The organism is Nostoc sp. DSM 114160 (genome assembly GCF_053470305.1).
This window is the reverse complement of sequence record NZ_JBPFGO010000004.1, coordinates 25,401-37,429: the sequence shown is the minus strand read 5'-3', so window position 1 is coordinate 37,429 and position 12,029 is coordinate 25,401. Positions and strand designations below refer to the sequence as shown.

At 42.7% G+C, this 12,029-nt stretch carries 8 protein-coding genes, 2 tRNA genes and 1 pseudogene; 3 read left to right on the top strand and 8 right to left on the bottom strand.

All coding sequences use genetic code 11. The features are described from left to right. The first annotated feature begins 178 nt into the window (after nt 1-178). Complete coding sequence (locus tag NSTCB13_RS32015; RefSeq protein WP_445631617.1) at nt 179-1,324, top strand: SpoIID/LytB domain-containing protein; 1,146 nt, start codon at nt 179-181, stop codon at nt 1,322-1,324. Nucleotides 1,325-1,602: 278 nt separating this feature from the next. Here the strand turns inward: NSTCB13_RS32015 and NSTCB13_RS32010 are convergent, their stop codons facing one another. Continuing rightward, nucleotides 1,603-2,901, bottom strand: coding sequence for a hypothetical protein (locus NSTCB13_RS32010; protein WP_448267117.1), 1,299 nt, complete (start codon nt 2,899-2,901; stop codon nt 1,603-1,605). A gap of 216 nt (nt 2,902-3,117) precedes the next feature. On the opposite strand from NSTCB13_RS32010, the pseudogene NSTCB13_RS32005 reads away from it, so the two are divergent. Further along, nucleotides 3,118-3,598 (top strand): annotated as a pseudogene (locus tag NSTCB13_RS32005) (hypothetical protein). Between the two features lie 89 nt (nt 3,599-3,687). Here NSTCB13_RS32005 and NSTCB13_RS32000 read toward each other — a convergent pair. The 6 genes from NSTCB13_RS32000 to NSTCB13_RS31975 all read right to left on the bottom strand — a co-directional run bounded on the left by NSTCB13_RS32000 (nt 3,688) and on the right by NSTCB13_RS31975 (nt 7,592). Beyond that, nucleotides 3,688-3,759: transfer RNA gene (locus tag NSTCB13_RS32000), tRNA-Gln, on the bottom strand. 253 nt (nt 3,760-4,012) lie between these two features. After that, the gene (locus NSTCB13_RS31995; protein ID WP_445631615.1) at nt 4,013-4,810 is read right to left on the bottom strand and encodes a WecB/TagA/CpsF family glycosyltransferase; all 798 of its coding nucleotides are present in this window, start codon (nt 4,808-4,810) and stop codon (nt 4,013-4,015) included. Nucleotides 4,811-5,297: 487 nt separating this feature from the next. Beyond that, nucleotides 5,298-5,549: a hypothetical protein gene (locus NSTCB13_RS31990; RefSeq protein ID WP_445631614.1), complete on the bottom strand. Its 252-nt coding sequence runs from the start codon at nt 5,547-5,549 to the stop codon at nt 5,298-5,300. A gap of 33 nt (nt 5,550-5,582) precedes the next feature. Further along, nucleotides 5,583-5,666, bottom strand: a tRNA-Leu gene (locus tag NSTCB13_RS31985). Nucleotides 5,667-5,771: 105 nt separating this feature from the next. Then, nucleotides 5,772-6,896, bottom strand: a complete 1,125-nt coding sequence (locus tag NSTCB13_RS31980; protein WP_448275086.1) for an alpha-hydroxy acid oxidase — start codon at nt 6,894-6,896, stop codon at nt 5,772-5,774. 462 nt (nt 6,897-7,358) lie between these two features. Then, nucleotides 7,359-7,592 carry a hypothetical protein gene (locus NSTCB13_RS31975; RefSeq protein ID WP_448275085.1) on the bottom strand — a complete coding sequence of 78 codons (234 nt, stop codon included), beginning with the start codon at nt 7,590-7,592 and terminating at the stop codon, nt 7,359-7,361. A gap of 160 nt (nt 7,593-7,752) precedes the next feature. Between NSTCB13_RS31975 and NSTCB13_RS31970 the strand changes: the two genes are divergently transcribed. Further along, nucleotides 7,753-9,897 carry an NAD(P)/FAD-dependent oxidoreductase gene (locus NSTCB13_RS31970; protein WP_448275083.1) on the top strand — a complete coding sequence of 715 codons (2,145 nt, stop codon included), beginning with the start codon at nt 7,753-7,755 and terminating at the stop codon, nt 9,895-9,897. Between the two features lie 61 nt (nt 9,898-9,958). On the opposite strand, the gene NSTCB13_RS31965 is transcribed toward NSTCB13_RS31970, so the two are convergent. Continuing rightward, nucleotides 9,959-11,485, bottom strand: a complete 1,527-nt coding sequence (locus NSTCB13_RS31965) for a hypothetical protein (RefSeq protein WP_448275081.1) — start codon at nt 11,483-11,485, stop codon at nt 9,959-9,961. Nucleotides 11,486-12,029: the final 544 nt, after the last annotated feature.

Here is a 12,029-nt window from a genome sequence, read left to right as displayed (position 1 = left end):
AAGCCACTTCGTGTCTACGTTTTTTCATAATTTTGCGTAAATCCTACTTATATTTAAAGCAAAATGCATAATTAGTAGGAGGTGGCAACCTCCTGCGTTGGAGAACTGTCTCATCTTAAAGTAGTAGACGCCATAATCCAGAGCGTCAATTAGATACTAGTGTGATTAGATGATCGGTATGAAATTCCAACTTTACTTAGGCTCTTTATTTTCTCAGATTAAAGTACGTTATTGGTGGGTAAGTATCTTTTTGTGGATAGCTTTGGTTGCCCCAGCCCAAGCGTCTGTAATCCTACGCGTGGCAATCGAGAGAGGCGTTAATCAGGTAAAAGTGGGCAGTTCCACCACTGGGATCGTTAAGGATAGTACTGGTCGGACTCTTGGACAGTTGCCAGCAATGAGTGCATATTATGCCCAAGCCGTTCCTGGCGGAGTTGCTTTAGATAAGTGGCAGTCTGGTTTATTTTGGATTGAGCCAACTGGTAAAGGATTTGTTTATATTGGCGATCGCTGGTATCGAGGCAGAACTCTGGTTGTCCCCACAGAAAAAGGCTTAACGGCTGTTAACTGGGTTGACGATCAAGAATATCTCTACAGCGTTCTTGGTGGGGAAATGGATGCTAGCTGGCCCCAAGAAGCACTAAAAGCCCAAGCGATCGCAGCCCGCACTTACGCCCTCTACGAACGAGAAAGACAACGCAATAATCCCGTTTATGATTTAGGCAATACCCCCGATCGCTGGCAAATTTACAAAGGTGTCATCAGTGAATCTCCTGCTACTTACGCCGCAGTGGATTCTACTCTAGGGCAGGTACTAACTTACAAAAACCGGATTATTCTCTCAGTCTTCCACGCTTGTTCTGGGGGACACACTGAAAACGTAGAAGATGTTTGGGGAAGCAGCGAACCTTATCTACGTGCTGTTCAAGACTACGATCAAAATATCCGCGAGTGTAATTGGGTGAAAACCTTCTCGCCCAGTGAAATTAGCGCTAAATTTCCTGATGTGGGCAGTGTAACGGCGATGACTCCAGAGACATACTCACCTTTTGGCAGTGTTAAAGTTTTAAAAATTGTCGGTAACAAGGGCACAAAGGTGCTACAGGGTGAAGAAGTGCGAACAGCCCTCAAGTTAAAAAGTACCAAATTTAGCGTCACCAAGGGGGCTGATGGTAGTTTTGTACTGCAAGGGCTTGGCTACGGTCATGCTTTAGGTATGAGTCAGTGGGGGGCGTACAATCTGGCTCGGCAAGGAGTGAACCATCTGCAAATTTTGGGACATTATTATCAAGGTGTAGCTCTAACACCAATTCAGGCGAAGTAATTAGGGATTGGGCATTGGGCATTGGGCACTTGTACTGAGCGAAGTCGAAGTATTGGGCATTGGGCATTGGGGACTGATTATTAATTCTTCTCCCCCTGCTCCTCTGCCCCCCTGCCCCTCCTTTCTGGGGCAGGTTTTTTTGATTAGACAAATTTTTGGGATTTTAAAACCAAAACCATTGTCTGAGAACTTAAAACTACGTTCAATAATTGAGAACATTCTCAACTATTTATCGAAAGCCTAAAAGCCTGCCCTTGAAAGCCCTGCCCCTCTGCTTCTTATTCCCCACTCCCACGTTCTAAGCGCCGTTGCCACTCAGCGTCAATTTGTGCAGAACGCTCAACTTCTTGGTCGAGTAAGTCAGTTTCGCTAGAATACACTAAATCTTCGTTGCCAATGACTTTTTCTGTTGCAAATTGTTGAGCATAGTTGATTTTTTGTTGCAAAAGTGCATCAGGACTTGCCAATACCCTTGCTCTGGAAAGGCGATCGCGGTTGCGATCGCCTATTTTGCGATTACGCCACCCAATCCAGAAATAACGCAATAACGGTATACCTAAAAAACCTACTCCGTAAGCCAATAGCAGCCAATAAATTCCTTGTACAAAAGCTACCAGTCCACCTAATTGGACGGCAACAGTTCCATCTCTCAATAAACTTCCCAGTACTAAAGCACCAACAAAATTTAGTATCCCTAACCCAGCACTCAGCATAATTTGCCCGGAACTTGCGGCGCTAAAACGCCAAGGAAATTCCTCTAAACGATCTGATATTGCATGACGGCGCTTTTTAACTGCACTCACCTGCAACTCTGGGAAATAATAAACCATTTGCCCTTCTGGGCTTACTCCCGGTTGCCCATTAAACCGCGTTAGAACGGGCAGCATATAATCTTCGTACTCTCTTGTGTATCCTTCGCCAAGGTCATCCAAATATGGGGTAATTTGTTCTGCTACCACTGCACCACGGTTACTCCGAATCACCGTAGCAATCTCTTGCCAGCGACGTTCTTCTAAATTTGCGTTAGGATTACCATCGCCAAATAAAAACGAAAACACAGCTTCAAAGAAATTCAGATTGCTTTCTTCCCGGCTTTCACGTCGTCGTTCTTGGTAGTGGGTGTCATAATTTGGGCTAAGATACCAAAATAAATTTGGAAAATAGAAGAAGCCCCCACCGCCGGAATTACTGCCTCGATTGTCGCCGTCACGGTCTGAATTGATAGAGGTAATGATAATGAAGATGGTAACAGTTATCAGGGCGATGGAAACAGTTAAGAAAATTCCAAAAGAAATGCGAATCAGGTAAAACAGAACACTCCAGACTTTTTTCCACCATTCCTGCAATCGTAGCCGGAAGTATTTATTACGCAAAATTGCTCGAAAATTTTGTGGAAAAAGGAAAACTATATCACCTGAATCCGCTACCTGTAAATGCCCGCCAGCATCAGATGCCAGAGCTAACAAGCTTTGATTAGCTTCAGCGACGTTCAATCCTGCCTGAGTTGCGACATCACCAACGGTGACACGGTAGCCCAGTTGTTCCACAGCCTGCATGATGGTGGGACTGGGAGCCATTGCTCTCCCCTCCTATTGAAAATTATTCCTTTTCTTAAGTATAAAGTTTTATTTTGAGCGACTTAGCTTGGGTAGAGGTAACAATTCAAAATTCAAAGTGTTGACGTTCGGTCTTCAACTCTTTAATTGACTAGACAATCAACAAACGATCGGACACGCAAAATGATATAATTACTTGCCTCAGCTTGGTTAAATCAGCAAATTTTCTGCTCAAATATGGTTCAATACACTCTCGCTCAAAGCCCAGAAATTATCCTTACTGTTTCTGGAAAAGATTCAGCCAAAGCCCGTGATAAAGCAATGGATCAGCTAATGGAACTGATGGATGCAGGTAAGCTACCCACGGAACTGGAAGAAGGATTTGGCCCTCAACAATTAATTGAGGTAAAAGAGTCAACTATTGATACTGCTAATGGTGAAGATACCATTACACAAGCTGTTCAGATTCTAAGTAACCTGGCTACGCTCAAACTGAAAGTTCAGGAGTCACGATCTGAAGCGTTGGAAATTCGTAAAGCTGTTGATATTCTATTTACCGATGACTCGGTGACAGAAGAGGAAATGACTCGACTCAAGGAAGGTTTTAAAGTTCTCAAAAACTTTGCTCAAGCTAATGTGCGTTACCAAGAAGCGCGAGCTAAAGCAGAACTAGCTAGGCAGACCCCTAGATCAAGCTCTCAAATCCCCTGATAAGTAACATTTACAGAATTAGATGCATTGAGATACATCTTAAAAATTCAATTAAATACTCTAAAAGACAGGCTATTATGCCTGTCTTTTGGTTAACTGGGGCGCTAGGATTCGAACCCAGGGATGGCGAGACCAAAACCCGCTGCCTTACCACTTGGCGACGCCCCAACAATTTCACTACGGTTAATATAACACTTCGTCCTGGGTTAATGTCAAGTACTTTAATAGTTGATTTCAGATAATGGGTTTTTACAGCAGGATAATGATTGGTGCGAATCCTTGTACTTGAATTCTTTCATCACTTTCAGGTGAACCGTTGAATCTTCGTGCTTCAAGCAGAAGATTTTTTCTTGAGCATCTAAAGTCTGGTTCTTTTGATGATGAGCCGCTTTGAGTCTGGTCTTAACCTATTTCTTTTTCTTTAGTCTCCAGTCTCGTGAAGGAAGACCCCTGCAATCCGACTTGATGATAGTAGTTGCTTAGTAGCCAACCATATAAAGAGTGGAATAGTCTTAGCATAGCGGCCGCAAAGTCGGCGCGGTTCTTGAATCCATCGATATAGCCATTCAAGTCCTAAGTCTCGAACCATGCGGGGTGCGCGCTTATGAATTCCGGCATAAACAGGGAAAACTCCACCCAGTCCAATCATTACAGCTTGTATTTTGCCCTTATGTTGAGCTATCCAATTTTCTTGTTTGGGACATCCCAAAGACACTAAGACAGCGCTAGCACCACTAGAGTTAATCTTTTGAACCAAGGCTTCGTCTTCAATTTCAGTTAGGGGACGAAAGGGTAGAGGTTCCATTGCCGCAATCTTTATCTGTGGAAATTCCTTCTCTAACCTGTTTTGCATCCTAGACAGAATTTCTGTTTGGGAACCTACAAAGAAAATGCTCAGATTGTGTGTTTGAGTTAGCTCGCACAATGCAAGAAAAATATCCATCCCTGCTACACGGTCTTGGTAAAGCGCTCCCATTTTTCGCATCATCCATACCAGAGGCATACCATCAGGAGTAACTATATCTGCATTTCGCAATACGGTGGCAAACTCTGGATTCCAATGGGCTTCAATGAGCATGTGTACATTGGCTACATATACAGTTTTACTCTCACGCCTACTCGCCCACTTCACTACTGTTTGTATCTGCTCGTCAAACCGTAAAGCAGTAATAGGAAAATCAAGCACTTTTTTAGTAGGTAGAAGCACTCTTGCCACCATCAATAACTCCTGTATCCAAGAAAACAATTCATAGATTACCTAGACCAATCCCAACGATTTAATATTTGGATTGGATAACTCCTAACTTTTTGTCGGCTTGTGTGATTGTTGGAAGTTAACACGTGGAGGTGCAATTGCCTTTTTAGTATACTTTTGGCTTAATCGGTAATACTACAATTATTTACTGTTGTGTCCTAGCTTACTGTTTTATGTTAAGGATTTTAGACACTGCTTGACAAAATTCATACTTCCTTCATAATTAATTTTTGGTTAGTTCATCTAAGCATTATAATTGCGATAAATTCCTAAAGAAAAGCTGAATTTTAAAGTAGTATATACTACTTGACAACTTAAGTATAGATGTAAAATGCTAACCACTTAATCAGCGGGTTTTATACGTCAATATGCGCTTAAGAAGTTGAATTAATTTAGTATATTTTAATGAATATAATTTTTTATTATAATTTCCAAACTGATTACAGATTTTTTAATGTAGTGTCTGTATTGAAAAATCTCTAAATTTTCTTTTTTTCTGAAATAAAAGCCCAAAAAATAAGGGAAAGATAAATTTATCTTTCCCTGGTCTATCGTTTTTGTTAAAGTCTTGCTTGTTACTTTCTTTAAGTCTTTGGCGTAACATTTGCCTTTGTTTTTTTAGTTGACGCTTCCTAGCAGAACCGCCTCTACCTTTATCATTTCTGCCTTCTTTACGGGGAGATTCCCATCTTTTTAGGCGCATAAGTTTTTAACCTCTTTATCACTTGCTTGGTAGTGGGCAGGAGGAGAATCGAACTCCTATGACCGTAAGGCCGCCACATTTTGAGTGTGGTGCGTCTACCAATTCCGCCACCCGCCCTTGTATCTAACCTTAACTAGTATACTCTAATTAAGAGATTTTGTAACAAGTCTGAAAATTATTTCTCAAAGTTTTGCTGGAATCACATTTCTAACAGTTCTCCGACTAAAAACGTGGCAGGGTCAATAAACTAAGGTCAATATCCTGCATTTTGGCGCAGCCGCTAAGTGCCATTGCCACATTTAACTCATCTTGTAGGAGTGAGATGACATGAGAAACGCCGATTTGCCCTGCTATCGCTAGTCCCCACAAAATAGGTCGTCCGATTAGTACTGCTTTTGCTCCTAATGCCAGAGCTTTGAGAATGTCTGTGCCTCTACGAATGCCACCATCCAACACTACTTCTACCTTACCATCCACTGCGGCTACTATTTCAGCGAGGGCATCTAAAGAAGCGATCGCACCATCGAGTTGTCTACCACCATGATTGGAAACAACAATTGCTTTGGCTCCATATTCTACAGCCCGCACAGCATCATCTGGGCGTAAAACTCCTTTGATAACTAAAGGTAGTCCAGATAAAGACTGCAACCATTCCAAATCGTCCCAAGTGACTGCTGGGTTTAGTTGTTGAGCAAAGTAGGTAAATAATCCAGATTCACCTTTTTCATGGGAAATGTCTAGTCCTGAGATACTAGCAAGATTAGCCAGATGTAAGTCATGAGGTAAGGCAAATTCATTACGTCTATCTCTCTCGCGCTGTCCGAGAACGGGTGCATCCACAGTGAGACAAAGTGCTTTGTAGCCTGCTTTATAGGCTTTTTCTACCAAAGCACGAGTTAATCCCCGGTCTTTATGGATATAAAGCTGGAACCACCGCAGAGAATCTGGAAACTGATTACATGCAGTCGCCACTTCTTCAATGCTTTTTGTTGCCATTGTACTTAACACCATACCCACACCAGCTGATGCAGCAGCTAGGGCCGTAGCAACTTCTCCATCTGGATGGGCTAGACATTGAAAAGCCATCGGTGCAATTAACAAAGGTAGTTGCAGGGGTTGTCCTAAAATGGAGGTACTTAAATTACGATCGCTCACATCGATTAATATCCGAGGTCGCAGCTTGACTCGCTCAAAGGCAGCACGATTATCTCGTAATGTGATTTCGTCCCAAGCACCACTGCTATAGTAATCAAGTGTCGTTTGAGATAGATATGCTTTTGCTAGCTTTTCGTACTCAAAAAGATTGATGGGTTGAAAGCGATCGTCAGTGGATAAGTCGGTAGACATAATTAAATCTAAAATAAAACTTTTGTTCGTAGTGAGCGATTTATCGCTCTGCATAAGATTTTAAATGGCTAGAAACGCTGACTACGATTATTTTTTGTCAAGGCTTGCAAATGTATTTATTTTTACTTAGTTAGCGATCGCTCAACAAAATTATCTGCCGAGGCGTTGTTCAAACAGTATGAAGATCGATCGCAAAAAAAAGACCTCTATTTTGCGCCAAAGGTCTTTCTGTTTCAGAACATTGTAAAATTCATAAGCAACGTAAAACGCTGATATGGTTCATTTAGTAGCTTCTGTGCCATGAACGCAAAAATAGCAACCCAATTGACAATGCCATACTGGTCATTATTATTACTACAATACTGAAAATGCATAGGCGCAGCCCGCCGCAGGCATCGCCAATATTTAGGTGCAGACCCAGAAATCTAATGCTGCGACCAAAACTTCATCTTATGCAAGGTTTTAGGAGAACTTTTCCCAGCATTGGGCAACTAATTGGCTTAACCAGCGACGTTGTTGCCGATCCAGCAGCGGATCGTCTGCTAACAACTGAGCGGTTAATTCTTCCAAAGATTGACCCTGAGCGCGGACAATTTTAATTACTCCAGCGATCGCACTGGCAACTAGTTCTTCGTCAATTGGCTGTTGTCGTAGGTCAATAATTTCTTGGGGACTGTCTGGAATGGGATAATTCATGGCGTGGGTTTACAGAAATACAAAATGAACAATCAATTTGACAAACTCTTAAAATTTCTTCACTGAATCTTTATGAAACTAATAGGGCGGACTTTACTTTACTTTATGCCTTAAGAAAATCTGTCTAAGTGAGTAGATTGATGGGAGATGTCAGGAAAACATGAAAGAAATCCTTTATTTAGAAGTTCCAACTCCAGAAACAGAAACTGTGCGTAGTTGGTTACAAACAGATTTTGAACCTGGAAATGGAGAAAAAGTGCTTACTTCGGAAGGCTTTCGCCTGAGAATAGCTAGTGCTACTACAGATGCTGGAGTGGCTCCTTCCGAAAACTTGCCTACAGAACTTTCGGTATTTGTCTGGTCGGTACAACGAACTACCTATCTGAAAGTGTTTCGCTGGGCAGAACAACCTTTTCCTAGTGAAGGAAAAATTCTGCAACGCTTGACCAAGGAAATCAGAAGCCGTTTTCCGCATCATTACCCAGAACCGCCAGCAATTGATTTATCCCAGCAATCAATATTTGCCGCACTAGGTTCTACTTACCCCCTTACCGTCAAGTATTTTCAGAAAATGCCCAACGGTGAATATGACCTAACTCGTGCCTATTGGTGGGAAAAACGATGGCGCGAAGGGGTGCGAAATCCGCAGCAGCCGCGTCAAGTGGTGTTTTCCAATCAAGGGGACACGGGACAGGGAACAGGGGACAGGGGAAAAGGTAATTCCGATACCCAATCCCTAATTACTAATGCTCAGTACGATATTATTTATATCGGTGGCGCACTCGGTGCAATCCATGCAGCATTGATGGCAAAACTCGGATATAAAGTCTTGCTGGTGGAACGAATGCCCTTTGGGCGGATGAACCGAGAATGGAATATTTCGCGCGACGAGATTCAAAGCTTGGTTAACTTGGGTTTAGTCACCCCCGCTGAGTTAGAAACCATCATTGCCAGGGAGTACAAAGACGGATTCAATAAGTTTTTTGATGCTAATAATCCAGCCAAACTGCGATCGCCTGTCCTCCACACACCCACAGTCCTAAATTTAGGCTTGGATTCCGATAAATGGCTCCAAATGTGTGGGCAAAAACTGCAAGCGGCAGGCGGTGAAATTTGGGATGAAACAGAATTTATCCGTGCAGATATTGATATATCACAGGTAGTTTTGCAAGTCAAGCACTTGCCCAGTCAGATTGAGAAGCAAGTAACTGGACGACTGCTAATAGATGCAATGGGAACTGCGTCCCCCATCGCTTGGCAATTAAACGGTGGTCGTGCCTTTGATAGTGTCTGTCCGACAGTGGGAGCGGCAATTGAGAGCGGATTCGAGCCGGGAGTATGGGATTCCCAATATGGAGACGTTCTTTACAGTCATGGGGATATTTCGCGAGGAAGGCAGTTGATTTGGGAATTGTTTCCCGCAGCAGATGAGGAACTAACGATTTATTTATTTCATTACCACGAAGTCAATGCTGAAAATCCCGGTTCTTTGCTGGAGATGTACGAAGACTTTTTCACAATTTTGCCAGAGTATCGCAGGTGCGATATGGACAAATTGGTGTGGAAAAAGCCGACATTTGGATATATACCAGGGCATTTTAGTGTGGGAAGCCGCGATCGCACAGTTGCCTTTGATCGATTGATGGCGATCGGCGATGCTGCATCACTCCAATCTCCCCTTGTTTTCACCGGTTTTGGTTCCCTAGTTCGCAACCTAGAGCGCTTAACAACGCTGTTGGATGCTGCTCTCAAACATGACTTGTTGAGTTTTTGCCACTTGAACCAAATTCGCGCCTACCAAAGCAACGTTTCCGTGACTTGGCTATTTTCCAAAGGGATGATGGTTCCTACAGGGAAATTTTTACCACCCCAGCGGATTAACTCTATGCTCAACACCTTCTTTGGACTGTTAGCAGACGAACCGCCAGAGGTAGCAGATAACTTCATCAAAGATCGCTGTGATTGGTTAACCTTTAACCGTTTAGCACTGAAAGCCGCTAAGAAAAATCCTGCCTTGCTTTTATGGATTTGGGAACTTGCTGGGCCTAGAGATTTAGGGCGATGGCTTGGTAGTTATTTCAATTTCGGTCGTCATGCTCTGATTAGTGCTTTACTAAGTCCGTGGTTTTCGCACTTCTTAAACCGGGTAGGTTTTTGGCTAGAACCCCGGAATCCAGGCTTGTGGCTGTGGCTATTGGCGATTAATTATGCGATCGCCACAGGCAAACCGCGATCGCCAAGTCAGGTGGCAAAATCCAACCCAGAGGACATAATTCCCAAGTCAGAAGCAAGGATTCTGAATTAGTAATGGGGCATAGGGCATTGGGCATTAATCACTTGTACAGACGCGATTAATCGCGTCTCTCCTAACTCTTGGGACGAAAATTCGGCAGTTCTACAGATGCCAATGACTTACGCCCCTTGGGTGGACGCTGGGGATAAACTACTGGTGAAGGTGAATTGTCATCATTGGTGTTATCACCTAATGACTCTGAGGACAAATCACTTGCTGACAATTGGGAAACTTCTGACCAGTAGTCTTCAGTTTCTCCAACAGGCGTTTCGGTGTGAGATGGATTAGAGGAAAGCAGTAAGTTATTGGCTGATGAAAGCACAGAATCCTTCGTCCAAGAAGTAGAGGTAGTTGCAGAAGGATTAATTTCTGCCTTCAAATCTTCTTCCTGTGGATTTTCTAGTTCCTCATCGTCTTCTAAGATTGTTGCTAAAGTCTCCCAAATCGGAACATCACTAACATCCGTTTTCGCAGCAGATGGTGGTGATGTAGATGCAGGCTGGGAGGTGAAAAACATTTGGATTAAACTATCTAATTGCCGATCTAAATTTGATGAACCTGAAGGTGAAACCGCTTCACTTGTATCTGGAGAATCATCAATTTTTGGAGATGGCGCGGATTGTGTTGGTGTTGGCGTGTCTTTCTTAACTGTCCAATTCCAAGGAGAGGATGGCGGTGTCGCAGAAGCTTCATTTCTTTGGAATGGGATTGGTGCTGAGGGTTCACCCCAAGAATTATCAAAATCGTTACTTAATGATTCTTCTTCTGCTGACCAAGGTTGAATTGGCTGGGCGTTAGGAAATAAAGACCGAGCTTTTCTAGAAAATCTTCCTTGGCTACTAGTTATGTCTTTAGGATGTTTTGCAGTATCCTCTAAAGAGTCATAGCTAGGAACCGAGGTATCTAGACATTTTTCCAAAGCTGCTTTGAATTGCAGCGTCTGGCGTTGTTGTCGCATCAGTCTAGTACGTAACTCCCGACAAACATTTTCTGATTGCAATAACTGCTGAGATTGTTCGTTGTTACTAGTGTGTAGCAACGTACATTCTCGCTCTAACTGGGCCAGGCGTTGTTGGCTAATTTGTAGCTGTGCTTTATAAGTATCAGTGAAAATTTCCTGACGTTGAACAGTTTGTACAGCAGTTTCTAATTGTTGAAATAAAGATTTTATCTGTTCTTGAGCCGCAGCTAGTTCCTGAGTATGTTGGTTGAGCATCGACTCACTAACGCTAGAACGCGTTTTCTGCCACTGCAAAACCTTTTCTGACTCAGCTAGATTGTCTTTTAGCTGCTCCACTTGTTCATACAATTTATTATTAGCCGCACGTAATTCTTCGTTCAATGCCAGCAGTTTCTGAAATTCCGAGTCAATAAGTGCTTGTTTGCCGCTTTCAGGCTCTGCAACCCAGTCCTGCCGGGTGGTATCTTGTAAAAATTGTGTATCTTCAGCTGGCATGAGGAGTGGCAGTGTTTTAACTGTCATATTGTCATTAGGCACAACTGAGTAAAAGGGACAACTCGCCTGCTCTGATTGTGGCGAATTAGCAGAATTTAGGGATTCCATCACAGCCCCCTTGTTTGAGGTGTCAGCTTCATTCATCACTCTTGACTCACCTGCTTAAAAATATTCAGCAGTGCTGGCATTAGCATTGCTTATCAACTGTGTCTAATCAGGGTTTGCTCTAGAAGCTAAGTTTAACTCTCTTCAAGCACCAGCAATTAATCATCAATTGGTGTTCCCATTTTGTATCTAGACTGATGCCGTTATAACACTATGATGCTCTGCCCCGTCAAGAAGAGGTACAAGGGGAACTCTGGCCGCCTTTGAAGATAAGCGAGAGAGACGAGAAACCCGATACATTAAAAATTAAACTGTATTGGCTAGCTGATGAAGTTTTTTACATAAAAAAACTGCTTTAACTTATACTTTATTTTTCAATATCGCATCTGCCGTAAGATATAAATTATGATTTTCTCCTAAAATACATTTTGTAATGCCTGATTGAGTACTTAGATATAGATATCCGTACAAGTATCTACTCTTCAATGATAATTCTCTCATCCGAAGCGATCGCTATTGAATGTCAGCAAACAACTAAGAGCTTTCGCTATAACTGCAATCTTAAGAGATCCCGATAAATACG

What these genes read in the sequence shown, in the direction of transcription:
- NSTCB13_RS31975 (WP_448275085.1), bottom strand. Translation starts at nt 7,592, where the DNA reads ATGAATTATCCCATTCCAGACAGTCCCCAAGAAATTATTGACCTACGA.
- NSTCB13_RS31970 (WP_448275083.1), top strand. Translation starts at nt 7,753, where the DNA reads ATGAAAGAAATCCTTTATTTAGAAGTTCCAACTCCAGAAACAGAAACT.
- NSTCB13_RS31965 (WP_448275081.1), bottom strand. Translation starts at nt 11,485, where the DNA reads ATGAATGAAGCTGACACCTCAAACAAGGGGGCTGTGATGGAATCCCTA.
- NSTCB13_RS31995 (WP_445631615.1), bottom strand. Translation starts at nt 4,810, where the DNA reads ATGGTGGCAAGAGTGCTTCTACCTACTAAAAAAGTGCTTGATTTTCCT.
- NSTCB13_RS32015 (WP_445631617.1), top strand. Translation starts at nt 179, where the DNA reads ATGAAATTCCAACTTTACTTAGGCTCTTTATTTTCTCAGATTAAAGTA.
- NSTCB13_RS32010 (WP_448267117.1), bottom strand. Translation starts at nt 2,901, where the DNA reads ATGGCTCCCAGTCCCACCATCATGCAGGCTGTGGAACAACTGGGCTAC.
- NSTCB13_RS31980 (WP_448275086.1), bottom strand. Translation starts at nt 6,896, where the DNA reads ATGTCTACCGACTTATCCACTGACGATCGCTTTCAACCCATCAATCTT.
- NSTCB13_RS31990 (WP_445631614.1), bottom strand. Translation starts at nt 5,549, where the DNA reads ATGCGCCTAAAAAGATGGGAATCTCCCCGTAAAGAAGGCAGAAATGAT.